The organism is Microbacterium sp. WCS2018Hpa-23 (assembly GCF_031843845.1).
Lineage (GTDB): Bacteria > Actinomycetota > Actinomycetes > Actinomycetales > Microbacteriaceae > Microbacterium.
In genome coordinates, this window is record NZ_JAVTIZ010000007.1 from 45,801 (window position 1) to 69,552 (window position 23,752).

General features: G+C 67.4%; 24 protein-coding genes and 2 tRNA genes. 14 read left to right on the forward strand and 12 right to left on the reverse strand.

Going from position 1 to position 23,752, the window contains the following annotated elements; genetic code table 11:
* Positions 1 to 46: 46 nt before the first annotated feature.
* Positions 47 to 2,119, reverse strand: a complete 2,073-nt coding sequence (gene glgX / locus RQG77_RS12730; RefSeq protein ID WP_056307883.1) for a glycogen debranching protein GlgX — start codon at positions 2,117 to 2,119, stop codon at positions 47 to 49.
* A 94-nt stretch (positions 2,120 to 2,213) separates the two neighbouring features.
* On the opposite strand from glgX, the gene RQG77_RS12735 reads away from it, so the two are divergent.
* The 4 genes from RQG77_RS12735 to RQG77_RS12750 are packed head-to-tail and all read left to right on the forward strand — an operon-like array spanning position 2,214 to position 7,336.
* Entirely contained in the window at positions 2,214 to 3,389 is a 1,176-nt protein-coding gene (locus RQG77_RS12735) for a cysteine desulfurase family protein (protein ID WP_311245034.1), read from the forward strand.
* Positions 3,390 to 3,398: 9 nt separating this feature from the next.
* The gene (gene mnmA, locus RQG77_RS12740) at positions 3,399 to 4,496 is read left to right on the forward strand and encodes a tRNA 2-thiouridine(34) synthase MnmA (protein WP_311245035.1); all 1,098 of its coding nucleotides are present in this window, start codon (positions 3,399 to 3,401) and stop codon (positions 4,494 to 4,496) included.
* A 42-nt stretch (positions 4,497 to 4,538) separates the two neighbouring features.
* Positions 4,539 to 6,854, forward strand: a complete 2,316-nt coding sequence (ligA, locus tag RQG77_RS12745) for an NAD-dependent DNA ligase LigA (protein ID WP_311245036.1) — start codon at positions 4,539 to 4,541, stop codon at positions 6,852 to 6,854.
* Entirely contained in the window at positions 6,851 to 7,336 is a 486-nt protein-coding gene (locus RQG77_RS12750; RefSeq protein ID WP_311245037.1) for a hypothetical protein, read from the forward strand. The genes ligA and RQG77_RS12750 overlap by 4 nt, the downstream gene beginning before the upstream one ends.
* Positions 7,337 to 7,342: 6 nt before the next feature.
* On the opposite strand, the gene RQG77_RS12755 is transcribed toward RQG77_RS12750, so the two are convergent.
* From RQG77_RS12755 to RQG77_RS12765, 3 genes are read right to left on the reverse strand one after another with little or no spacing between them, the layout of a single operon-like run.
* Positions 7,343 to 7,798: a GNAT family N-acetyltransferase gene (locus RQG77_RS12755; RefSeq protein ID WP_167456846.1), complete on the reverse strand. Its 456-nt coding sequence runs from the start codon at positions 7,796 to 7,798 to the stop codon at positions 7,343 to 7,345.
* Between the two features lie 11 nt (positions 7,799 to 7,809).
* Positions 7,810 to 9,654: a DEAD/DEAH box helicase gene (locus RQG77_RS12760; RefSeq protein ID WP_056307871.1), complete on the reverse strand. Its 1,845-nt coding sequence runs from the start codon at positions 9,652 to 9,654 to the stop codon at positions 7,810 to 7,812.
* 47 nt (positions 9,655 to 9,701) lie between these two features.
* Positions 9,702 to 11,402, reverse strand: coding sequence for a long-chain-fatty-acid--CoA ligase (locus RQG77_RS12765; RefSeq protein WP_311245038.1), 1,701 nt, complete (start codon positions 11,400 to 11,402; stop codon positions 9,702 to 9,704).
* Between the two features lie 82 nt (positions 11,403 to 11,484).
* Between RQG77_RS12765 and RQG77_RS12770 the strand changes: the two genes are divergently transcribed.
* From RQG77_RS12770 to RQG77_RS12810, 9 genes are read left to right on the forward strand one after another with little or no spacing between them, the layout of a single operon-like run.
* Complete coding sequence (locus RQG77_RS12770; RefSeq protein WP_311245039.1) at positions 11,485 to 11,823, forward strand: metalloregulator ArsR/SmtB family transcription factor; 339 nt, start codon at positions 11,485 to 11,487, stop codon at positions 11,821 to 11,823.
* Positions 11,824 to 11,840: 17 nt separating this feature from the next.
* The gene (locus RQG77_RS12775) at positions 11,841 to 12,275 is read left to right on the forward strand and encodes an SRPBCC domain-containing protein (protein ID WP_311245040.1); all 435 of its coding nucleotides are present in this window, start codon (positions 11,841 to 11,843) and stop codon (positions 12,273 to 12,275) included.
* Positions 12,268 to 12,864 carry a dihydrofolate reductase family protein gene (locus RQG77_RS12780; protein WP_311245041.1) on the forward strand — a complete coding sequence of 199 codons (597 nt, stop codon included), beginning with the start codon at positions 12,268 to 12,270 and terminating at the stop codon, positions 12,862 to 12,864. Before RQG77_RS12775 ends, RQG77_RS12780 begins: the two co-directional genes overlap by 8 nt.
* A gap of 9 nt (positions 12,865 to 12,873) precedes the next feature.
* Positions 12,874 to 13,173: an Asp-tRNA(Asn)/Glu-tRNA(Gln) amidotransferase subunit GatC gene (gene gatC, locus RQG77_RS12785; protein WP_042536743.1), complete on the forward strand. Its 300-nt coding sequence runs from the start codon at positions 12,874 to 12,876 to the stop codon at positions 13,171 to 13,173.
* Positions 13,170 to 14,687 carry an Asp-tRNA(Asn)/Glu-tRNA(Gln) amidotransferase subunit GatA gene (gatA, locus tag RQG77_RS12790; RefSeq protein ID WP_311245042.1) on the forward strand — a complete coding sequence of 506 codons (1,518 nt, stop codon included), beginning with the start codon at positions 13,170 to 13,172 and terminating at the stop codon, positions 14,685 to 14,687. The genes gatC and gatA overlap by 4 nt, the downstream gene beginning before the upstream one ends.
* Positions 14,687 to 16,201 carry an Asp-tRNA(Asn)/Glu-tRNA(Gln) amidotransferase subunit GatB gene (gene gatB, locus RQG77_RS12795; RefSeq protein WP_311245043.1) on the forward strand — a complete coding sequence of 505 codons (1,515 nt, stop codon included), beginning with the start codon at positions 14,687 to 14,689 and terminating at the stop codon, positions 16,199 to 16,201. Before gatA ends, gatB begins: the two co-directional genes overlap by 1 nt.
* A 47-nt stretch (positions 16,202 to 16,248) precedes the next feature.
* Positions 16,249 to 17,505 (forward strand): DNA polymerase IV, encoded by a 1,257-nt coding sequence (gene dinB, locus RQG77_RS12800; protein ID WP_311245044.1) that lies wholly within the window; start codon positions 16,249 to 16,251, stop codon positions 17,503 to 17,505.
* 37 nt (positions 17,506 to 17,542) lie between these two features.
* On the forward strand, positions 17,543 to 17,860 hold the full coding sequence (locus tag RQG77_RS12805) for a hypothetical protein (RefSeq protein WP_311245045.1): 318 nt from the start codon (positions 17,543 to 17,545) through the stop codon (positions 17,858 to 17,860).
* On the forward strand, positions 17,844 to 18,425 hold the full coding sequence (locus tag RQG77_RS12810) for a hypothetical protein (RefSeq protein WP_311245046.1): 582 nt from the start codon (positions 17,844 to 17,846) through the stop codon (positions 18,423 to 18,425). The genes RQG77_RS12805 and RQG77_RS12810 overlap by 17 nt, the downstream gene beginning before the upstream one ends.
* Positions 18,426 to 18,429: 4 nt before the next feature.
* Here the strand turns inward: RQG77_RS12810 and RQG77_RS12815 are convergent, their stop codons facing one another.
* The 7 genes from RQG77_RS12815 to orn all read right to left on the reverse strand — a co-directional run bounded on the left by RQG77_RS12815 (position 18,430) and on the right by orn (position 23,204).
* Positions 18,430 to 18,921, reverse strand: coding sequence for a DUF2017 family protein (locus RQG77_RS12815; RefSeq protein ID WP_311245047.1), 492 nt, complete (start codon positions 18,919 to 18,921; stop codon positions 18,430 to 18,432).
* Positions 18,918 to 19,211, reverse strand: coding sequence for an ATP-dependent Clp protease adapter ClpS (gene clpS / locus RQG77_RS12820; protein ID WP_311245048.1), 294 nt, complete (start codon positions 19,209 to 19,211; stop codon positions 18,918 to 18,920). Before clpS ends, RQG77_RS12815 begins: the two co-directional genes overlap by 4 nt.
* The gene (locus RQG77_RS12825; RefSeq protein ID WP_056509790.1) at positions 19,208 to 19,555 is read right to left on the reverse strand and encodes a metallopeptidase family protein; all 348 of its coding nucleotides are present in this window, start codon (positions 19,553 to 19,555) and stop codon (positions 19,208 to 19,210) included. The genes clpS and RQG77_RS12825 overlap by 4 nt, the downstream gene beginning before the upstream one ends.
* A 36-nt stretch (positions 19,556 to 19,591) precedes the next feature.
* On the reverse strand, positions 19,592 to 20,221 hold the full coding sequence (locus RQG77_RS12830; RefSeq protein ID WP_311245049.1) for a LysE family transporter: 630 nt from the start codon (positions 20,219 to 20,221) through the stop codon (positions 19,592 to 19,594).
* A 35-nt stretch (positions 20,222 to 20,256) separates the two neighbouring features.
* The gene (locus RQG77_RS12835; protein WP_396653412.1) at positions 20,257 to 22,347 is read right to left on the reverse strand and encodes a heavy metal translocating P-type ATPase; all 2,091 of its coding nucleotides are present in this window, start codon (positions 22,345 to 22,347) and stop codon (positions 20,257 to 20,259) included.
* A gap of 118 nt (positions 22,348 to 22,465) precedes the next feature.
* Positions 22,466 to 22,541, reverse strand: a tRNA-His gene (locus RQG77_RS12840).
* Positions 22,542 to 22,577: 36 nt separating this feature from the next.
* Positions 22,578 to 23,204 carry an oligoribonuclease gene (gene orn, locus RQG77_RS12845; protein WP_311245050.1) on the reverse strand — a complete coding sequence of 209 codons (627 nt, stop codon included), beginning with the start codon at positions 23,202 to 23,204 and terminating at the stop codon, positions 22,578 to 22,580.
* 59 nt (positions 23,205 to 23,263) lie between these two features.
* Between orn and RQG77_RS12850 the strand changes: the two genes are divergently transcribed.
* Positions 23,264 to 23,339, forward strand: a tRNA-Arg gene (locus RQG77_RS12850).
* A 20-nt stretch (positions 23,340 to 23,359) separates the two neighbouring features.
* Here the strand turns inward: RQG77_RS12850 and RQG77_RS12855 are convergent.
* Positions 23,360 to 23,629 (reverse strand): hypothetical protein, encoded by a 270-nt coding sequence (locus RQG77_RS12855; protein ID WP_056307853.1) that lies wholly within the window; start codon positions 23,627 to 23,629, stop codon positions 23,360 to 23,362.
* Between the last annotated feature and the right edge of the window lie 123 nt (positions 23,630 to 23,752).

Consider the following 23,752-nt stretch of genomic DNA (forward strand, 5'->3'; position numbering starts at 1 on the left):
CCCACGCACCGCGGGTAGCGAGCGGACGGCTTCGGCGCGCCGCACGTCATTCGACGCGGAAGAGCCTCATCGAGGTTCCCGGGATCGGCAGGATGTCGCCCGGCGCGAACGTCTCGCCGTCGGCGCCGGGGCGCTCGTCGGCACTCGACCACAGCGACACGAACCGGGTCGCATCCTCGAGTTCCTCGGGCAGTCGCACGTCGATCGGCGACTCCGTGCCGTGCACGATCAGGAGGATGCGATTGGCCGCTTCACGGTCCGGAGTGGAGGCGGCGACATACTGCAGCGTGCGGTTGCCCGGGTCGGTCCACTGCTCACTCTCCATCGTCTCGCCGTTCTGGTCGAACCAGTCCATGACGGAGGCGTTCGGGATGTGTTCGCCCAGTCGCGCGTACCTGCTCGGTCGCAACGCGGGGTTCTCTGAGCGCAGCTCGATCAGTCTGCTGACGTGAGCGCGCAGGTCTTCCTGCCATGGCTCCGGGTCCCAGCCGAGCCAGGTCATCGCGGAGTCCTGGGCATAGGCGTTGTTGTTGCCCCGCTGCGTGCGACCGACCTCGTCGCCCGCGGTGAGCATCGGGATACCGGCTGAGAGCAGGAGCGTGCCCAGCAGGTTGCGCATCGCCTTGCGTCGCGGCGCGAGGATGGCCGGATCGTCCGTCGGACCCTCGATCCCATGGTTGAACGCACGGTTCATGTCGGCGCCGTCGCGGTTGTGCTCGCCGTTCGCCTCATTGTGCTTGACGTCGTACGAGACGAGGTCGTGCAGGGTGAAACCGTCGTGCGCCGTCACGAAGTTGATGCTCGCGAGCGGCCCGCGCTCGTCGGCGAAGGTGTTCGAGGATCCGGCGAGACGCGTCGCGAAACCACCGATGCCGACCGGCGCCGACGCTCTGCGCGCATAGTCGATGTCACTCAGCCAGAAGTTGCGCACGCGGTCGCGGTAGCGATCGTTCCACTCCAGCCAGCCCTTCGGGAAGTTGCCCGTCTGCCACCCGCCCATACCGACGTCCCACGGCTCGGCGATGAGCTTCGTCTCCTTCAGGATCGGATCGTCGGCGATCGCCGCGAGCAGCGGGTGCTCGGGGGTGTAGGTGTGCGAGCCGTCGCGAGCGATGGCAGCGGCGAGATCGAACCGGAACCCGTCGATCTGCATCTCCTGGGCCCAGTAGCGCAGCGAGTCGAGCACGAGGCGGGCGCCGGCATCCGTCGAGGTGTCGAGCGTGTTGCCGCATCCGGTGGTGTCGATGTACGCCCCGGACGCATCCTGACGGTAATAGCCCGCATTGTCGATCCCGCGCAGGCTCGAGCGAGGGCCTCCGAGTCCCTCTTCCGATGTGTGGTTGTACACGACGTCGAGGATGACCTCGAGCCCTGCCTCGTGGAGCAGCCGCACCATCCCCTTGAACTCGGCGAGCACGGCCTCGGGGCCGCCCTTTCGCGCGTCCTCGGTCGCGTACGCATTGTGGGGAGTGAAGAAGTTGAGGGTGTTGTAGCCCCAGTAGTTGGTGAGTCCGCGCTCGAGCAGACGAGGCTCCGGCACGAACGCGTGCACCGGAAGCAACTCGATCGAGGTGATGCCGAGTTCATGGAAGTACTCGATCATCGCGGGGTGGGCGAGACCCGCATAGGTTCCGTGCAGTGCAGGGGGCACGTCTGGCTGACGCTTGGTGAGGCCCTTCAGATGACCCTCGTAGATGACCGTGCGATCGAGGGGGATGCGGGGCTTGACCGAGTCGCCCCAGTCGAAGCCGTCGACGATCACGACGGATCGCCACTCCTCGTAGCCGTCGCCCTGGGCGAGGCCGCGCGCATACGGGTCGAGGAGGAGGGTCTCGGGGTTGAAGGTGTTGCCGGGGCCGTGCGGTCCGCCGACGCGGATCGCGTAGCGGGTGCCCGGCTGCAGCAGCTCGGTCGTGACCTCCCAGACACCGCCGGGAAGTCGCTCGAGGTCGACCTGATCGGTCACCCAGTCGAGGTCTGTGGCATCGAAGACGACGAGCTCGATGGACGACGCGTTCTGCGACCAGACGCGGAGGGTTCCGACGCCGTCGTGAAGGCGAACGCCGAGGTCGTCGAGTGCAGTACCGCCGGGCACGGTGATGTCTCGGATCGCGGGCATGAATACACCATAGGGGTCTGCGCTCGGGTCTCAGGACACGATGCACTCAGTTCCAGGTGCGCTCCCGAGGACGAAAATGGGAGAGAGTTGAGGGATGCAGCACTATCTCGATCACGCGGCCACGACCCCGCTGCGCCCGGAGGCGCGCGAGGCGTGGCTGGACGCGAGCGCGATCGTCGGCAACGCGTCGTCGACGCACGGAGCGGGGCAGGACGCCAGGCGCCTGCTGGAGGAGTCGCGGGAGCGTGCCGCCGCGGTGCTCGGGTCCGATCCCATCGAGGTGGTCTTCACGTCCGGGGGAACGGAGTCGATCAACCTCGCGCTGCAGGGGCTGTGGCAGGCGCGCCAGGCGGGGACGGACGCCATCGTGATGCCGGATGCCGAGCATCACGCGACCATGGACACGGTGGAGGCGCTGGTCGGGGCGGGAGCGATACTGCGCGCTGTTCCGGTATATCGCACGGCGGCGATCGATCCGGCCGCATTCGCCGCACAGCTTCCGGGCGCGGCGCTGGCCACCGCACTGGTCGCCAACAACGAGTCCGGGACCATCAACGACGCCGCGGTGCTGGCCTCATCGGCCGCGGCCGCGCGGGTTCCGCTGCACCTCGATGCCGTGTCGGCACTCGGTCACGTTCCGTTGTCCTTCCGTGCCCTGCGCGGCGATGCCGCAGACGCCGTCGGACTGGTCGCGATGAGCGTCGCCGGTCATAAGATCGGCGCACCCGTCGGTGTCGGCGCCCTCGTCACCTCGCGCACCGCGCGCCTCGCGGCCATCCTCCGAGGAGGCGCACAGCAGCGCGGCCTCCGCGCGGGGACCCAGGATGTCGCGGGCGCCGCCGCGTTCGCCGTCGCACTGGAGCTCGCCGAGGCGGAGCGGCTGGCGGAGAGCGCCCGGCTGAGCGGGATGCGCGATCGACTGGTCGACGGCATCCTCGCCCGAGTTCCGACCGCCGAAGTCCTCGGGGACCGCGTCGAGAGGCTTCCGGGGAACGCGCACATCCTGTTCCCCGGCGCAGTGGGGGAGAGCCTGCTCTTCCTGCTCGACATGGCAGGGATCGCGGCGTCGACGGGATCCGCATGTCAGGCGGGTGTGGCAGAGCCTTCGCACGTGGTCATGGCCATGGGCCGCAGTGAACAGGATGCGCGCAGCGTGCTCCGCTTCTCGCTCGGACGCACATCCACCGACGCCGACGTCGATGCGGTCCTCTCATCGATCGCTGAGGCGTACTCCCGCGCATCCGGCTCCGGCTCAGCCGCACGCTCGTAGACTGGATCCATGAGGATTCTTGCGGCCATGAGTGGTGGTGTGGACTCCGCCGTGGCAGCCGCGCGTGCGGTCGATGCCGGACACGACGTCGTCGGCGTGCATCTCGCGTTGTCCCGCGCCGGGGGCACCCTGCGCACGGGCAGCAGAGGGTGCTGCACGATCGAGGATGCACTCGATGCCAGACGGGCAGCCGATCTTCTCGGCATCCCCTTCTACGTCTGGGACTTCTCGGAGCGCTTCCGCGAAGACGTCATCGCCGACTTCGTGTCGGAGTATCAGGCAGGGCGCACACCGAACCCCTGCATGCGATGCAACGAGAAGATCAAGTTCGCCGCCTTGCTCGAGCGCGCGATCGAGCTCGGCTTCGACGCGGTGTGCACGGGGCACTACGCCACCCTGATCCCGACGGATGCCGGCCTCGAGCTGCACCGCGCAGCCGACAACGCGAAGGACCAGTCGTACGTGCTCGGAGTGCTGACAGCCGAGCAGCTCGCCCACACCTACTTCCCGCTCGGCACGACGCCTTCGAAGGCCGTCGTCCGGGCAGAGGCCGCGGAGCGCGGATTGACCGTCGCCCAGAAGCCCGACAGTCATGACATCTGCTTCATCCCCGACGGCGACACTCGCGGGTGGCTCGCCGAGAAGGTCGGCACAGCGACCGGTGAGATCGTCGATCGGACCGGCGATGTCGTGGGTTCGCACGAGGGCGCGCACGCCTTCACCGTCGGTCAGCGTCGCGGACTCAAGCTCGGTGTTCCGGCCGCTGACGGCAAGCCGCGATTCGTGCTCGAAGTGCGCCCCGTCTCGAACACGGTCGTCGTGGGACCGAAGGAGGCGCTCGCGATCCGTGAGATCTCGGGCGAGCGCTTCAGCTGGGCCGGTGCCGCCCCCGTGGAGTCGGAGTTCGACTGCGAGGTGCAGATCCGCGCTCACGCCGAGCCCGAGGTCGCTCGCGCGTTCGTCACGGCGGAGGGCGTGCGCGTCGTGCCGGAGGAACCGCTCGCCGGGGTCGCCCCGGGGCAGACAGCGGTGCTCTACGTCGACACGCGCGTGCTCGGTCAGTTCACGATCGACCGCACGGTGTCCGCGGTACCGGTCGACGCGTAGCGCCTCACTCTGGATGTCGGCGGCCGCTCGTAGACTGGCGGAGTGCCGGAGAACATCTCGCTGGAAGACGCCCGTATCGAAGCCGACGAGCTGACCACTCGCATCCTCGAGGCGAAGGACGCGTACTACGGGCGCGACACCTCCGTCGTCGACGACTTCACCTACGACGGCTGGATGCACCGGCTCGAGGAACTCGAGCGACTGCATCCTGAGCTCCAGGGCGAGGATTCGCCCACGCAGATGGTGGGCGCGGCCGAGGCGGTTGGGCTCGCGACCATCGAGCACGCCGAGCGGATGCTCAGTCTCGATAACGTGTTCTCGATCGACGAACTCCGCGAGTGGGCCGCGAAGACGCGCGCCGCTGCGGGGCGAGACGTCGACTGGCTCACCGAGCTCAAGATCGACGGCCTCGCGATCAATCTGCGCTATGAGAACGGGCGCCTGACGTCGGCGGCGACCCGGGGCGACGGACGCGTCGGCGAGATCGTCACCGAGAACGCACTGCGTCTTCCTGAGATCCCGCTGGAGCTCAGCGGCGACGGACATCCTCCGATCGTCGAGGTCCGAGGCGAGGTGTTCATCCCCGTGGCCGCCTTCGAGCGTCTCAACGCCGCACAGGCGTCGTTCCGCGACCGGGCGTATGCCGATGCGCTGGCGCGCTGGGAGGCGCGTGGCGGCGTGAAGAAGCCCTTCGACGAAGAGAAGGCGCGCACGGCGGCGGCCCGCCGTTTCCCCTCCTTCGCCAATCCGCGCAACGCGGCGAGCGGCGGTCTGCGTCAGCAGATCGACAAGAAGGATGGGCTCGAGCTCGAGGCGGGGATGCTGCGGATCGAGTCCCTCGCTCTCTACGTGCACGGCATCGGTGCCTGGGAGAACCCGCCGGTCGCCGCGCAGAGCCAGGTGTATGAGCAGTTGGCCGAGTGGGGGCTGCCCACGAGTCCGCACACCAAGGTCTGCACGAGCATCGACGAGGTCGCGGCGTTCGTCGAGTACTTCGGTGAGCACCGCCACGACATCGAGCATGAGCTGGACGGCATCGTCGTCAAGGTCGACGAACTCTCGCTGCATGACGAGCTGGGCGCCACGAGCCGAGCCCCGCGGTGGGCGATCGCTTACAAGTACCCACCCGAGGAGGTGCAGACGAAGCTCCTCGACATCGTCGTCTCCGTCGGACGCACAGGTCGGGCGACACCCTTCGCGGTGATGGCACCCGCACACGTCGCCGGCTCCGTCGTCCGACAGGCGACCCTGCACAACAAGGACGTCGTGAAGGCGAAGGGCGTGCTGATCGGCGACACGGTCGTACTGCGCAAGGCGGGCGACGTGATTCCCGAGGTTCTCGGCCCGGTCGTCGAGAAGCGCGACGGCGCCGAACGGGAGTTCGTGATGCCGGTGGAGTGCCCCGAGTGCGGCACACCTCTGCGTGCGATGAAGGAGGGCGACATCGATCTGCGCTGCCCGAACGCGCGATCATGCCCCGCACAGGTGCGCGGGCGCGTCGAGCACATCGGATCGCGCGGGGCACTCGACGTCGAGGCGCTGGGCGAGGTCACGGCCGCGGCTCTGACGCAGCCGACGTTCCCCGAGGTTCCTCCTCTCGAGACAGAGGCCGGTCTGTTCGCGCTGACCCTGGACGAGATCGTGCCGATCGAGCTCTTCGTGCGCGACGCCGAGACCGGCCTGCCGAAGGAAGACGACGACGGTCTCGTCAAGACGCGAGCACCCTTTCGCCGGAATCCCAGCGCGGCGGAAAAGAAGTCCGGTCTCAAGGGTCCTCAGCCGTCCTCTCAGGCGCTCACGCTTCTGGCGGAGCTCGAGAAGGCCAAGACCAAGGATCTCTGGCGTCTTCTCGTGTCGTTGAACATCCGCCACGTCGGGCCTGTCGCCGCCCGAGCCCTCGCGCAATGGTTCGGTTCGCTCGATGCGATCCGCGCGGCATCCCGTGAAGAGCTCGCGGCGGTCGAGGGAGTGGGCGGCATCATCGCCGATTCGCTGCTGGCCTGGTTCGACGTGGACTGGCATCAGGAGATCGTGCGGCAGTGGGCGGACGCCGGCGTGCAGTGGGCGACCCCCGGACACCCGGGCCCCGGCGCTGCGGTCGTCGAGGGCGGTGTGCTCGACGGTCTCACCATCGTGGCGACCGGCTCACTAGACGGCTACACGCGCGACGGAGCGCAGGAGGCCATCATCAAGGCCGGTGGCAAAGCGGCGTCGAGCGTGTCGAAGAAGACCGACTTCGTCGCGGCGGGGCCGGGTGCCGGATCGAAGCTCGGCAAGGCGGAGGAGCTCGGCATCCGCATCCTCAACGCGGCGCAGTTCCACATCCTCGTGACCGAAGGACCGGACGCGCTCGGATGAGGCGCTACGGACCGCTGATCGTCGTTCCGGGTGCACTGGCCGTCGGCGATCCGGGAAGACACCACCTGCGTCTCACACCGGACGCGGTGCTCTTCCGTGACGGCACCGAGAACCGCGGGATCGTTCCGTGGGGCCAGATCGAGCGGGTGCTTCTCGACGTCCCTGTGACGCGCTTCCGGTTGCCGGGTCTCGTCAGCACGATCGTGATCGGTGCGCTGACGTTCCTCGCTCTCTCAGATCTCGGAATGGACCCGGAAGACGGCACGGTCGACGTGGTGATCGACGGCGAGTCGACCACCGCGCCGCTGAGCCGCCATCATGTCGGCGGGTACTGGGCTCCCACCGTCGACGGCGCCCACAGGCTGCTGCAGCACCTCATCGATCACCCTGACCAGCGATCCCTGCTGGCTCGGCCCGAACCGCTCATCGAGGTCGCGGCGCGTCTCGCCCGCAGCGCGGCGACCGGATCGTCAGGGTCCTGACCACGCCTACGCTTCGGAGATGCGCTGGAGCAGCTTCGGCGACCCGGCGAACCCGAGCCTCCGATAGACCGGGACAGCGCGTTCGCTCGAGTGCACGGTGACCCTGGATGCGCCTGCACCGTGCGCGTGGGCTGTCGCCGCATCGACGAGAGCGGTTCCCACACCTTCGCCACGGTGCTCGGGAAGCACGAAGACGCTCTGGATGTCTGCCGACAGGCGGTTGCTCGCACCAGGGCTCGGAACGCGGGGGAGCAATGCGACCCATGCGGCTCCGACGATCTCGTCGTCGATCGTCCGCGCGACGAACGCGGAGTGCGTGGCCCGGTGGTCGTCCCACCAGGATGAGAGAGCCGTCACGAACGAGTCGAACTCCGCATCGCCGGCATCGTCAGCGGCTCTGTCGATCCACTTCACGCGCGCCAGGCCCCGAACATCGTCGGGGCCTGCGCGCTCGATGTGCACGTGCGTGCCTGTCAGTCCTTGTGGCGGGGCTTGCGGAACGGCTTCTCGCCTCGCTCATCACTGCGAGCCGGGCGCTCGTCCCGGTCGTATCGCGGGCGGTCGTCGCGGCGGTCGAACCCGCCACGGGCGCCGTCGCGCGGACCGTCGTTGCGACGGGCTCCAGGACCGCGGTCGGGCTTGATCTCGATCAGGCGACCTGAGATGCGGGTGTCCTTCAGCTTGTCCAGCACCGACGAATCGAGGTTCGCGGGCAGTTCGACGACGGTGAAGTCCGGGCGGATGTTGATGGCGCCGAAGTCGTCACGGCCGAGACCGCCCTCGTTCGCGAGCGCGCCGACGATCTGGCGGGGCTCGACACGGTGACGACGGCCGACCTCGATGCGGTACGGCTTGTAGTCGCCGCGCCCACGACGCTCGCGGGGCTCCCGGGTCTCTCGACGATCGCCCTTGTTGTTCTCACGCGGCGGACGATTGTCGTACTCGACGGCCTTCGACAGCGGGTCATCGGCCGGGTCGAGCAGCAGCGGAGTGTCGCCCTGTGCGACGACCGCGAGAGCAGCGGCCACATCGGCCTCCGGCACGTCGTGATTGCGCACGTAGTGGTCGATGACGTCGCGGAACTTCTCGATCCGTGCGGCATCGCCGAGAGCCGCCGTGATCGCGTCGTCGAACCTGGTGAGACGTGTGGTGTTCACATCGTCCAGAGTCGGCAGCTGCATCTGCGTGGGCTGCTGACGCGTGGCCTTCTCGATGGACTTCAGCAGGTAGCGCTCGCGCGGCGTGATGAAGCTGATCGCGTCTCCGCTGCGGCCTGCACGTCCCGTCCGACCGATGCGGTGCACGTAGGACTCGGTGTCCGTCGGGATGTCGAAGTTGACGACGTGGCTGATGCGCTCGACGTCGAGACCACGCGCTGCGACATCGGTCGCGACGAGGATGTCGAGCTTGCTCGCCTTGAGCTGGTTGACGCTGCGCTCGCGCTGCACCTGGGGGACATCGCCGTTGATCGCCGCAGCGGAGTACCCGCGGGCGCGGAGCTTCTCAGCGAGCGTCTCGGTCTCGTTCTTCGTGCGGACGAACACGATCATCCCGTCGAAGTTCTCGACCTCGAGGATGCGGGTGAGCGCGTCGACCTTCTGCGCGTACGACACCACGAGGTAGCGCTGGGTGATGTTCGTGCCGGTCGCGGTCTTCGACTTGATGCTGATCTCTTCGGGCTCGCGCAGGTACTTCTGCGCCAGACGACGGATCTGCGGCGGCATGGTGGCCGAGAACAGGGCGACCTGCTTCTCTTCAGGCGTCTGAGCGAGGATCTGCTCGACGTCTTCAGCGAAGCCCATCTTCAGCATCTCGTCGGCCTCGTCGAGCACCAGGTACTGCAGCTGGGACAGGTCGAGGGTGCCCTTGGCGAGGTGATCCATGATGCGGCCGGGGGTTCCGACGATCACGTGCACGCCACGGCGGAGTGCCGACAGCTGCACACCGTAGCCCTGTCCGCCGTAGACGGGGAGGACGTGGACGCCCTTCATCTTCGAGGCGTACGACTCGAATGCCTCGCAGACCTGCAGGGCGAGTTCGCGGGTCGGTGCGAGCACGAGGGCCTGCGGGGTCTTCTGCGATACGTCGAGGCGCTCGAGCACGGGGAGCGCGAAGGCCGCGGTCTTTCCCGTTCCGGTCTGCGCCATGCCGACGACATCGCGACCGGACAGCAGGGTCGGGATCGTCGCGGCTTGGATGGGGGAGGGGGTCTCGTAGCCGAGGTCCTTGATGGCCTTGAGGACGGGGCCGGTGATGCCGAGCTCCTCGAATCCAGGGGTCTCGGGGGCGTCGGTGGGCACAGCGTCTTCAGGAGTCACTGACCAAGGGTAGCGCTTCACGGGATTCCGCGCCTGTGAGGGCGCCCTCAGGTGCCGGAGGTGAGGGCGAGCAGCCTCTCCTTGACCTGTCGGCGCAGCACCTTGCCGATGAGCGACTTCGGCAGCTCGTCGACGATGAAGATGCGGCGGGGCACCTTGTACGGGGTGAGGATGCTGCGCGCGTACTCGCGGATCGCTTCGACATCGACATCGGAATTGCCGTCGACGACGATCGCCGCGACGACCTCCTCGCCGGAGTGATCGCTCGGGAGTCCGACGACGGCGGAGTCCGACACCTGAGGATGCTGTCGCAGTGCGTTCTCGACCTCAGTGGGTGCCACGTTGAAGCCACCGGTGATGATCAGCTCCTTGATGCGGTCGACGATGCGGATGAACCCCGCATCGTCGACCGTGACGATGTCGCCGGTGCGGAACCACCCGTCGACGAAGACCGCCTCGGTTTCCTCAGGCTTGCCGTAGTACCCGGAGAACACCTGGGGTCCGCGCACCAGCAACTCGCCTGCAGAGCCGGCGGGGACGTCGACGGTCGGGTGCTCAGGATCGACGACGCGGCACTCGGTTCCCGGCAAGGGGAGACCGACGGTTCCCGGCACTCGGTTGTCTGCGACCGGGTTGGCCATCAGGACCGGCGAGCACTCGCTGAGTCCATAACCCTCGACGAGGAATCCGTTCGTCGCCGCCTCGAACGGGACGACCAGGTCATGCGGCAGCGCCATCGCGCCGGAGATCGCGACCTCGATGCCGTCGAGCGAGACTCCCTTGGCGTTCGCGGCCGACAGCAGTCGGTCGGCGATCGGAGGCACCAGAGGCAGGAAGGTCGCCGGGTGCTTCTTCATCACATCGAGCACGAGATCGGGGTCGAACTTCGGGAAGAGCACGAGCCGCGCCCCCATGGACATCGCGAAGGTCAGGCAGAGCGTCAGGCCGTAGGCGTGGAACATCGGCAGCACTGCGTAGACGACGCACCCCTCACCGCGGTGGATCGACGGCACCCAGGCCTGCGACTGCGCGGCATTCGCCAGGAGGTTGTGGTGCGTCAGAGCCGCGCCCTTCGGGGTGCCCGTGGTGCCGGAGGTGTACTGGATGATGGCGAGGTCGTCCGTGGTCGGCTTCGGGTGCGAGGCCGGGAGGGGAGTGGACTGCACCAGTGAATCCCAGGTGACTGTTCCCCGCACTCTCTCGGTGAGGGCCGCTCGCGACTCACGGGCCTTGGCTACCGGAAGCCGCAGGGCGACTCGCGTCAGGAGCGGCATCGCGCGAGTGACGTCCACGGAGATCAGGGTCGTCACGGCGAGGTCGGTCGGGAACTCCTGCACCGTGGCGACGACCTTGTTCCACACGATCGCGTGCTTCGCGCCATGGTCCTCGAACTGCTTGCGCAGCTCGCGCGGCGTGTAGAGCGGATTGTGCTCGACCACGACCGCCCCCAGGCGCAGGACGGCGTAGAACGCCACGATGTGCTGCGGGCAGTTCGGAAGGACGATCGCGACCGGATCGCCGGCCCGCACGCCGAGGTCGCGGAGTCCAGCGGCAGCGCGATCGATCGCCTCCTGCAGCTCCGAGTACGTCGTCTCCCGACCGAAGAACTGCAGCGCGGGGGCATCCGGGTAGTCACGAGCGGATGCGGCGACGATGTCGACCAAGGATCCGGTCACGGGCGAGAGGTCTTCCGGGACGCCTTCGGCATAACTGGCGACCCACGGACGAGGAGGCTGATACGAACTCACCCGCCCAGCATAGGGCTGGGTGTGCTTGACACGGCCACCGTCCTGCGCGTTAATTAAGCATGTGCTTAATAGCGGAGCCGACATGGCTGCGGTGACGGACGATCTCTCCTCGGTGTTCCACGCGCTGGCGGATCCGACGCGACGAGGCATGCTCGAGCGGCTCAGTCGCGGCGATGCGACGGTGGGAGAACTCGGGTCTCCTTTCAGCATCAGCGCCCCTGCGGTATCGCAGCATCTGCGCGTGCTCGAGAAGGCCGGACTCGTCGAACGTCGTACCCGCGCGCAGTGGCGGGTGTGCTCGCTGTCGCGAGAGCCGCTGGATCACGTCTCGGAGTGGGTGGAGACGCACCGCCGAGAGTGGCACGAACGGTTCGATCACCTGGAGTCGGTGCTCGCTGAGGATCAGGACGCCGGAGAATGAGCCCTCAAGACGCACGCATGCATCGACTGGAGATCATTCGCATCTTCGACGCGCCCCGCGAGCGCGTCTGGCGGGCTTGGACGCAACCGTCGACGATGGCTCGATGGCTCCACCCCGACGGATTGCGCACGCCAGCGGAGACGGTGTCGGTCGATCTTCGTGTCGGCGGTGTCTTCCGGTTCACGATGATCGACTCGGTGGGGACGGCGTTCACCAGCGGCGGGGAGTACCTCGAGCTCCGTGAACCGGAACTGCTTCGGTGCACCTGGGGTTCGCCCGACGTGTCCGTCGCCGAGATCGAAGTAGTGCTCACGGAGATGGAGCAGATGCGCACGAGGATGCACTTCGTGCTGCGTGCAGACGCGCACGCCGATGATGCACACAGCATGAAGACGGGATGGCGCGAGGCCATCTCGGAACTCGGGAGAGAGGTGGGTGAGATTCATGGGTGAGATCACGATCGAGCAGATCGTCTCCGTCGACGGATACGGAATCGATGACGAAGGAGGTATCGGGTTCTTCGACGACATCGATTTCGGCGACCAGTCGCGGACCGACACCGAGCAGATGCGCTGGCTCGGCGGAGTGGAAGCGATTCTCTTCGGCCGTCGCACGTATGAGCTCTTCGCGGCGTACTGGCCGCACGTCGACCCGGCCGAGGACGCTGCCGCGCGGCCGATCCAGGGCCTCCCCAAGTACGTGGTGAGCCGCACGCTCGAACGCGCGCCGTGGGGTCAGGGCGAGATCGAGATCCTGAGATCCGGGCCGGTGCAGGCGGCCAGGATGCTCACCGACCGGTACCGTTCGGTCGCGGTATGGGGCAGCTTCGATCTCGCGGATGAGCTGTTCCGCTCCGGACTCGTAGACGTTCTCCGGCTTCGCATCGTGCCCGTTCTCCTCGGCGGGGGACGCCCGGTGTCACCATCCCTGACCGGTCGGACTCCGCTCGAACTGGTCTCCAGTCATCGTGATGCGGGCGGCATCGTCACGGACGAGTACCGCATGCGTCGCACGCCGCAGCGGGACGGCGCCACGATCTAGACTGGGTGCGTGTCTGAAATCACCCCTGATCTTGTGCGTCATCTCGGCGTGCTCGCGCGCATCCAGCTCAACGACGACGAGGTGACGAGGCTCACGGGCCAACTCGATGCCATCGTCGACAACATCGCCAAGGTGTCGGAGGTGGCAAGCCCCGACGTCGCCGCGACGAGTCATCCGATCCCGTTGAGCAACGTCTACCGCCCCGATGTGGTGGGCGAGACCCTCACACATGAGCAGGTGCTCCAGAACGCGCCGGACCAGGCGGACGGCCGGTTCCGCGTCACCGCGATCCTGGGAGAAGAGCAGTGAGCGACATCATCCGCATGACCGCGGCGGAGCTTGCGGACAAGATCGCCAGCCGCGAGATCTCGAGCGTCGAGGCGACTCGCGCTCACCTCGACCGCATCGCCGCCGTCGATGGCGACGTCCATGCGTTCCTCCATATCAACGAGGGCGCGCTCGACGCCGCCGCGGCCGTCGACGCGCAGCGTGCGGCGGGCGAGCAGCTCGGACCGATCGCCGGTGTGCCGCTGGCGATCAAGGACGTGCTCGTCACGACCGACCAGCCGACCACGAGCGGTTCGCGCATCCTCGAGGGCTACCGTTCGCCTTACGACGCGACCGTCGTCGCCCGTTCGCGTGCCGCGGGTCTGATCCCGCTCGGCAAGACCAACATGGACGAGTTCGCGATGGGGTCCTCCACCGAGCACTCCGCGTACGGCCCCACCCGCAACCCGTGGGACCTCGACCGGATCCCCGGAGGCTCCGGCGGTGGATCCGCCGCAGCCGTCGCTGCATTCGAGGCTCCGCTCGCGCTCGGCTCCGACACCGGTGGGTCCATCCGTCAGCCCGCGCACGTGACCGGCACGGTGGGCGTGAAGCCGACGTACGGCGGCGTGAGCCGCTACGGCGCGATCGCGCTCGCCTCGAGCCTCGACCAGGTCGGACCCGTGACCCGCACGGTGCTCGACGCCGGTCTGCTGCACGACGCCATCGGTGGCCACGACCCGAAGGACTCCACGTCGCTGCGCGACGAGTGGCCCTCGTTCGCGGATGCCGCTCGTGAGGGCGCCCGCGGAGACGTGCTCAAGGGGCTCAGGGTCGGTGTGATCCGCGAGCTTCCCGACAGCGGCTTCCAGGCCGGCGTGGCCGAGTCGTTCCGCAGCGCACTCGCGCTGATGGAGGCACAGGGAGCGGAGATCGTCGAGATCGGCGCACCGCACTTCGAGTACGGGGTGGCCGCCTACTACCTGATCCTCCCCGCCGAGGCCTCCAGCAACCTGGCGAAGTTCGACTCGGTGCGCTTCGGCCTCCGCGTGACCCCCGACGGCAACCCCACGGTCGAGGACGTCATGTCTGCGACCCGCGACGCCGGGTTCGGCGACGAGGTCAAGCGCCGCATCATCCTGGGCACCTACGCACTGTCGGCCGGGTACTACGACGCGTACTACGGCAGTGCCCAGAAGGTCCGCACGCTCATCCAGCAGGACTTCGCAAACGCCTTCGCCGAGGTCGACGTCATCGCGACGCCGTCGGCTCCGACGACCGCGTTCAAGATCGGCGAGAAGATCGACGACCCGCTGCAGATGTACCTCAACGACATCACGACGATCCCGGTGAACCTCGCCGGCGTTCCGGGGATCTCGATCCCCAGCGGGCTGGCCGCAGAAGACGGTCTTCCCGTCGGCATCCAGTTCATCGCACCGGCACGGGAGGACGCGCGACTGTACAAGGTCGGCGCGGCCGTCGAGACGCTGCTCGTCGATTCGTGGGGAGCACCGCTCCTCACGCGTGCACCCCAGCTCGTGGGAGGGACCCGCTGATGGCCACCGCCAAGCTCATGGACTTCGACAAGGCTCTGGAACTGTTCGAGCCTGTGCTCGGTTTCGAGGTCCATGTCGAGCTCAACACCAACACGAAGATGTTCTCGGACGCGCCGAACCCGGCCAACGAGCTGTATCACGCGGCCGAACCGAACACGTTGATCGCCCCCGTCGACCTGGGGCTCCCCGGTTCGCTCCCGGTCGTGAATGAGACGGCGATCCGGTCATCGATCAGCCTGGGCCTCGCGCTCGGCTGCTCGATCGCTCCGTCGAGCCGATTCGCGCGCAAGAACTACTTCTACCCCGACCTCGGCAAGAACTACCAGATCTCTCAGTACGACGAGCCGATCGCGTTCGAGGGATCCGTCGAGGTCGAGCTCGAAGACGGAACGATCGTGCAGATCCCGATCGAGCGCGCGCACATGGAGGAGGATGCCGGCAAGCTCACCCATATGGGGGGCGCGACCGGTCGCATCCAGGGCGCCGAGTACTCGCTCGTCGACTACAACCGCGCGGGAGTTCCGCTGGTCGAGATCGTGACGAAGGTCATCTTCGGCACCGAGCACCGTGCTCCCGAGGTCGCCAAGGCCTATGTCGCGACGATCCGTGACATCGTGCGCAGCCTGGGCATCTCCGAGGCCCGGCTGGAGCGCGGGAACCTCCGCTGCGACGCGAACGTGTCGCTGCGTCCCCGCGGCCAGGAGAAGCTCGGGACGCGCACGGAGACGAAGAACGTCAACTCCATGCGCTCGGTCGAGCGTGCGGTGCGGTACGAGATCCAGCGGCAGGCGCAGATCCTTGTCGACGGCGGGACGATCACGCAGGAGACGCGGCACTGGCACGAGGACACCGGCACGACCTCGCCCGGTCGTCCGAAGTCGGATGCCGACGACTACCGCTACTTCCCGGAGCCGGATCTGGTTCCCGTGGAGCCCGCCGCCGAGCTGATCGAAGCACTGCGTGCGGAACTCCCCGAGCAGCCGGTCGCCCGCCGCCGCCGACTGATGACGGAGTGGGGTTTCACCGACCTGGAGTTCCAGGATGTGCGCAACGGCGGCCTGCTCGACGTCGTCGAAGAGACCATCAGCGCCGGAGCGACCCCTGCCACCGCCCGCAAGTGGTGGACCGGCGAGATCACCCGCCAGGCCAACGCGCAGGAGAAGGACGCCACCGAGCTGGTATCGCCCGCGAACGTCGCCGCGCTCCAGAAGCTCGTGGACGCGGGAACGCTCACGGACAAGCTGGCTCGTCAGGTGCTCGAGGGTGTCATCGCCGGCGAGGGCACGCCGCAGGAGGTCGTCGACAGCCGCGGACTCGCCGTCGTCTCGGATGACGGCGCGCTGATCGCTGCGATCGACGAGGCACTCGCCGCCCAGCCCGACGTGCTCGCGAAGATCAAGGACGGCAAGGTCCAGGCCGCCGGCGCCGTCATCGGTGCGGTGATGAAGGCGATGAAGGGCCAGGCGGATGCCGCCAGGGTCCGCGAACTCGTCCTCGAGCGCGCTGCGCAGTAACCGCATCCCCCGGGCCTCGTGTCGGAGGCCCGGGGGAGAATGGTCTCATGGGACACGGTGACGGCAGAGGGCGCATCGTGTCGTCCGTCGATGCCGATGACACCGGCACCAGCATCCTGCACGTCGACATGGACGCGTTCTACGCGGCGGTCGAGGTGCTCGACGATCCGAGTCTTCGCGGACTCCCGCTGATCATCGGGGCGCCCGATGGCCGCTCCGTCGTGTCGAGCGCCTCGTATGAGGCCCGTCGATACGGGGTCCGTGCTGCGATGCCTGTCTCCCAGGCGATCCGTCTGTGTCCATCGGCGAGGATCGTGCCGCCGCACTTCCATCGCTACCAGGCCGTGTCGCGCCAGGTGATGGCGATCTTCGAGTCGATCACTCCGCTGGTCGAGCCGCTGTCGGTCGACGAGGCGTTCCTCGACGTCCGTGGTGTCAGGCGGTTGTGGGGGAGCCCCGCGCAGATCGCCCAGCTCGTGCGCGAGCGCGTGAGCGAGGAGGTCGGCATCACCTGCAGCGTCGGAGTCGCCGCAACCAAGCACGTCGCGAAGATGGCCTCGACGATCTCCAAGCCGGACGGCATGCTCGTCATCGCCGCATCCGACACCCAGGCGTTCCTCGATCCCCGACCGGTTCGGGCGATGTGGGGCGTGGGTCCGAAGGCGGCCGAGGCTCTGGAAGGGCGCGGTATCCGCACGATCCGCGACATCCGCACGTCGTCGACCGAGATGCTCGACCGCGCGGTCGGCCCGGCGCTGAGTGCGCGTCTCGTGCAGCTGTCTCGGGGTGAGGACGCGCGGGCGGTCGAGACCGAGCGTATCGAGAAGAGCATCGGCCACGAGGAGACCTTCGAGACGGACATCTCGGATCGCGCTTATTTGCGGGCAGAGCTCCTGAGGCTCGCCGATCGCGTGGCCGCACGCCTGCGAAAGGCTCAGTGGGAGACCACGACGGTCGCGATCAAGATCCGGTTCGACGACTTCCGTACGCTGAGCCGGTCGCAGACACTGGCCGAGCCGACCGCAGTCGGCCAGAGGATCGGCGAAGCGGCTCAGGCGCTGTTCGAGCAGATCGAGCGCCGCGACCCCGTGCGGCTCGTCGGTGTGCGTGCCGAGAAGCTCCGCCCCGCCGGCGGTGGAGGCATCGGCCTGTGGGACGACGACGAGGACTGGCGACGCGTCGAGGGAGCTGTGGACGATGCCGTGGCGCGTTTCGGCTCGGCGATGATCGGTCGGGCGAGGCACATCGGCCGAGGTGATGGACGCGGTGCAGCGCAGCATCCGAAGGCGCACGGCCTGGATTGACCTCTCCGCATCGCCTTTCCTGGGCTAGCGTGGAGCCATGCCCAACATTGCACTGGAACTCGGAAAGCAGGCCGCGTCGTTCGGCGTGAAGAGCGCGTACGGAGAGCCGCAAGACGTCGACGGCGTGAGCATCACCCCGGTGGCCTTCACATACTCCGGATTCGGCGGCGGAAGCGGTGACGGTGCAGAAGGCGGTGGCGGTGGAGGGATCTCCGTGCCGGTCGGCGTCTACGTGCGTCGCGAAGAGGGGCTTCGATTCGAGCCCAACATCGTGACTCTGCTGGTCGTCGCTGTGCCGTTCGTCTGGGTCGCCGGACGAGCATTCTCTCGTCTCATCCGTGCCCTCAAGAAGTGACGACCCCGTCGGGGCAGCGCTCGCGCGCGCCTCGACGCTGATCGTCGACGACATCCGCGCTCTCTCGGCCGCGAACCCCGTCGTCATCATCGACGGACGAAGCGGGGCGGGCAAGACGACGCTCGCGCGCATGCTGGTCGAGCGATGGCCGATCGTCGGGCGGGTGCAGCTCGTCGCCCTCGACTCGATCTATCCCGGCTGGGACGGCCTCCAGAGTGGAGTCGAGCATGCTCTCGACGGGATCCTCCGCCCGCACGGCCGCGGATACCTCGGGGAGTGGCGACGCTGGGACTGGGAACGGGATGCCGAGGCCGAGAGCCACGCGGTGGACCCGGCGCTCGGTGTACTGATCGAAGGCAGTGGAATCCTGACTCCCGCGACGGCGGCGATCGCCGACGTGCGCGTCTGGCTCGAGTCCGCGGAACCTGGCCGCAAGGCGCGGGCGCTCGATCGCGACGGAGAGACCTACCGCCCGCACTGGGACCGGTGGGCTGCGCAAGAGAATGCTCACATCGCGCGGGACGATCCTCGAGCCCTCGCGACGCGCGTCGTCGAGGTGCCTTGACGCCTCACAGCAGCTCGTCGGTCGCCTCGATGATGAGTTCGAGGCGGTATCCGAGCCAGTCGTAGACGCCGAACCGCGCGTCGTCAGGATCATGGTCGTCGTCGCTCTCGATGCCCAGACGCTCCGCGATGACCAGACGCAACGCGGTGAGCGTGCGCAGCCAGGCGTCGACATCGGACTGCCGGATCGCCAGGTCATGCTCCGTGAACGCCTCGGCCTGCGACATGGAGTCCAGATCGCCGCGGAGCTCGGCGAGAGCCGCCCTGACCACGTCGGCGTCGAGGGCGCGCCGGTCGAGCAGATCCTCGCGGGTCGCGTCCCTGAACGAGCGCGACGCGTCTTCGTCGTCGGGGTACGGGTCGGGAGCCAGACGCCCGATCGCCGGGTCGGTGGTATCGCGGTCGGCCCCCACCAGCTCGCGGAAGTCGTCGACGAGCTGTGCCAGCTGTGCGCCTTCCACTCTCGCCATCCTGACGTGCACGTTCTGCTCGGTCATCGTGAAGCCTTTCGCACCGTCGCCCACAGGCCGTAGTCATGCATCGCCTGGGCGTGCACCTCCATGGTCTCGCGAGGGCCTGTGGCGACGATAGCCTGACCTTCGTGATGGACTGCGCGCATGAGCTGCGTCGCGCGATCGAGCGAGTACCCGAAGTAGGTGCGGAACACCCGCACGACGTAGCTCATCAGATTGACGGGGTCGTTCCACACGACGACTTCCCAGGGCTCGAGGGGTGCGGCTGAGAGCTCGACGATCTCTTCGACGTCAGGCGCGGAGAGGGGACTCATGCCCACCCCAGCTCGTGCAGCTGTGCGTCATCGATGCCGTAGAAGTGGGCGATCTCGTGGACGAGGGTGGTGTGGACCTCGTCGCGGAGCTCGTCCTCGTCCTCGCAGGCTGCGAGGTGCGGCTCACGGTAGACGACGATCCGGTCGGGCAGCTCTCCGGAGCCGTACTGCGTGCGCTCGGTCAAGGCCAGACCGTCGTACAGCCCGAGGAGGTCGAGGCTCCCGTCCTCGGGGCGGTCCTCGACGACGAAGACGACGTTCTCGAGTCCGTCGACCATCTCATCGGGGAGCCGGTCAAGCTCGTCGATCACGAGTTCCTCGAAGGGCGCAGCATCCATCTCCATCGGTTCCAGCCTATTGCCGCGAGCGCGGTCGCGGCGTCAGTGGAGGAAGACCAGGAGAGCGGCGACCGCGATGAAGAGCGCACCGAAGACGCTGTTCAGGAGCCGCTGCCCTTTCACCGACCGTGTCAGGCGGCGGAACGGACGGGCCGCGGTCGCGAAGAAGCCCCACATCACGAGCACATCGACCACCATCACTGTGACGATCAGGGTGAGGTACTGGGGCAGCTGGGGCTGGTCGAGGCGGATGAACTGGGGGATGAACGCGAGGAAGAAGACGATCGCCTTCGGGTTGAGGAGGTTCACCCAGAAGCCCCGTCGGATCATGGACCAGTGGCCTTCGCGCAGGTCGACACCGGTCTCGTCTTCGAGCTCTGTGGATGAGGGCTTCGTCAGGATCAGTCGGATTCCGAGGAAGACGAGGTAGGCGGCTCCGGCGTATCGGATGACGTTGAACAGCACTTCGGATTGCGACACCACAAGGCCGAGCCCGGCCGCCACGATCACGACGTGGACGATCAACGCGAGCTGCTGGCCCACGATGCCCCAGATCGATCGGCGCCAACCTTGGCTGAGCGCGTTCGACATCGTGTTGATCGCGCCGGCTCCCGGCGTGAAGCTGATCACCACGCAGGCGGTCAGGAGCGAGAACCACACGGCGAGTGACACCTCGCAATACTAGGGCTCTCGCTCCCTCCCGGCGTTCAGTCGGCCGCGGCGATGCGGGGGATCCGCAGATCGAGCCGGCGGAGCAGCTGCGCGTTCAGCGCCACCACGATCGTCGACAGAGACATCAGGATCGCGCCCACCGACATCGGGAGCACGAACCCTATGGGTGCGAGGACGCCGGCGGCGAGAGGCACGGACAGCAGGTTGTAGCCGGCCGCCCACCACAGGTTCTGAGTCATCTTGCGGTAGCCGGCCTTCGAGAGGTCGATCACCGAGATGACCGCACGCGGGTCGTCCCCGGCGAGGATCACCCCGGCAGAGGCGATCGCCACGTCGGTTCCGGCTCCGATCGCCAGGCCCACATCGGCCTGGGCGAGTGCGGGCGCATCATTCACACCGTCGCCCACCATCGCGACCTTTCGTCCCTCTGCCTGGAGTGCTCGGACTCGGGCTGCCTTGTCTTCCGGGCGCACGCCGGCGAACACCCGGTCGATCCCGACCCGCGCCGCGACGCTCTCTGCGACAGCCGATGCGTCTCCCGTGATCATCACCACGTCGATCCCGCGTGCGCGCAGCGCCTCGACGGCCGAGATCGATTCGGCGCGGACGTCGTCGGCGAGCCTCAGGGCACCGACGACGTGGCTGTCGACGAGAACGTGCAGGATGATCGCGCCTTCCGCTCGCCATGTCTCGGCGATCGGAAGCTCCTCGGTTCCGGTCTCCGCGAGCAGGTGCGGGCCACCGACCTGCACCCGCCGACCGCCCACGCGTGCGCTCACGCCTACGGCCGGAGACGACCGGAACTCCTCGGCAGCGCGCCTGTCGAGCCCTCGATCACCGGAGGCCTTCACGATGGCCGTCGCCAGCGGATGCTCGGAGTCCTGCTCGGCCGCTGCGGCGAGCGAGATGATGTCGTCGGCTGTGAATGGCGCGATGGGCTCGACGGCGGTCACCGCGGGATGCCCCTTCGTGAGCGTTCCCGTCTTGTCGAAGAGAACGGTGTCGATCGTGCGCATGGTCTCGAGCGCCAGGCGGTCCTTCACGAGGATGCCGGCGCGCGCCGCACGCTCGGTCGCGATCGAGACGACCAGGGGGATCGCGAGGCCCAGTGCGTGCGGGCACGCGATGACCAGCACGGTGATCGTGCGGATGACGGCCTCGTCTGGCAGCCCCACGGCGGACCACACGACGGCGGTGATCGCGGCCGCTCCCAGCGCGAACCAGAAGAGCCATGCAGCGGCGCGGTCGGCGATCCTCTGCGCGCGGGAGGATGATGCCTGAGCATCGGCGACGAGTCTCTGGATACCCGCGAGCGTGGTATCCGTGCCCACGGCTGTGATCTCGACGCGGAGCCCCGAGTCGGTGGCCACGGTCCCCGCGACGACTGGATCGCCGACGGTTCGAGCCACAGCCTGGGACTCGCCGGTGATCATCGACTCGTCGAGGCTCGCAGCGCCCTGGATTATGCGACCATCGGCGGGGAGGCGCCCGCCCGGCCGGATGACGACGACATCACCGACCCTGAGTTCGGCAGGGGAGACCCGTACGGTCTCGCCTCGCTCGATCCGCTCGGCTTCGTCCGGCAGAAGGGCTGCGAGCGAGTCGAGAGCCGAGGTGGTCTGCGCCAAGGAGCGCATCTCGATCCAATGGCCCAGGAGCATGATCACGATCAGCAGCGCGAGCTCCCACCAGAACTCGAGTTCGTGGTGCAGCAGGCCGAGACTCGCTCCCCAGGATGCCAGGAAGGCGACGGTGATCGCGAGTCCGATCAGCAACATCATCCCCGGCTTGCGGGCACGGAGTTCGCTCACTGCGCCGGTGAGGAACGGTGCTCCACCCCATACGTACATCAGGGTGCCGAGTGCGGGGGCCAGCCACCGCGCCCATCCCGGGACGTCGTACCCGATGATCATGCCGAACATCGGCGATGCCAAGATCGCAGGGATCGCCACGACGAGCATGATCCAGAACAGCCGACGGAATCCGGAGACGTGGTCTGTGTGCCCGGCGTGGGCGTCTCGCCCTGCGTGCTCTGGGTGGGCAACGTGCCCGGCATGAGCCGCAGTCTCCGTCGTCAAGTCGTGAGAAGAGTGATCGATCGGTGTCGATCCATCCGAGTGAATCATCTGCCTGTCCCTTCAGCGAGTTCACTGAAGTCAACAGGATACCCCTGGGGGGTATTCCGAACAATCTCCCGGGAAATGCAGAAGAGGCCCGAGTCTCACGACTCGGACCTCTTCTGGATGGGGTGAGTAACGGGACTCGAACCCGCGACATCCGGCACCACAAGCCAGCGCTCTACCAGCTGAGCTATACCCACCATGCACCAACCGGAGTTGGCGACCAGATGAGTCTATTACATGTTCGGAGTGAACTCTGACACGGTGCGCGTCGCGATGTCGCGAGCGTCGTCGCTCGAGGGACCAGGCTCGTCGACGAAGACGGCCTCGCGGTAATAGCGCAGCTCGCGGATCGATTCGAGGATGTCGGCCAGGGCTCGGTGACCGCCGTCCTTGGCGGGCGCCTGGAAGAACACCCGCGGATACCAGCGGCGGGAGAGCTCTTTGATGCTCGAGACATCGACGTTGCGGTAATGGAGCCACTGGTCGACCTGAGGCATGTACTTCGCGAGGAACATCCGGTCGGTGCCGATCGTGTTGCCGGCGAGTGGCGCCTTGCGCTCGAGTGGGGCGAAGCGCTTGATGTATGCGAGAGTCTGCTCTTCGGCCTCGACGAGTGAGACGCCGTCGGGGATCTCGGTGATGAGTCCTGAGGTCTCATGCATCTTCGTCACGAAGTCGTTCATGTTCTCGAGCGCCGCGTCACTGGGACGGATGACCACCTGGAAACCCGGATCGACGGGGCGCAACTCGAAGTCGGTGATGACGACGGCGATCTCGACGAGCTCATCGACTGAGAGATCCAACCCGGTCATCTCGCAATCGATCCAGACGAGGCGGTCGTTCTCTGACGCAGATACCATGTGGCCATACTATCGACGGCACCGACATCAGAGCCCGGCGCGGTACGGTAGAACTGCCCGCCTCCGTAGCTCAGGGGATAGAGCAGGAGCCTTCTAATCTCTTGGTCGCAGGTTCGAATCCTGCCGGGGGCACCACCGCCGGTTCACGTCCGTCGTCACCCGTTCCGCAGGGCGGCGACGGCGTCGTCGGCCCTCCAGAAGTCGCCGACCAGTCTGAATGACGCCGTCGCGAGGTGCAGTCGCTCTGCTCGATATCGCATGCCGAGAGGATCGGGCAGCAGTCGGAGGTGGCCGAGGACGCGGCCTCTGACGTCCTGCACCCGCCACAGGTGGGCCGAGGCACGCACCAGATGCTCCTTCGGCGATGACAAACGGGGCGTGGCATACGGGACCTCGGGCAGGGACGTGATCTGGGTGTCGGACATGACTGGCTCCTTTCGTGGTTCGAACATATGATCGACCACCGACATTGCGGTGCCGTGCCTCGGAGCACTGTCACCACCTCCTCTGCACGGCAGCTCCGGCGGCGGAGTTGTGCACGATCCCTG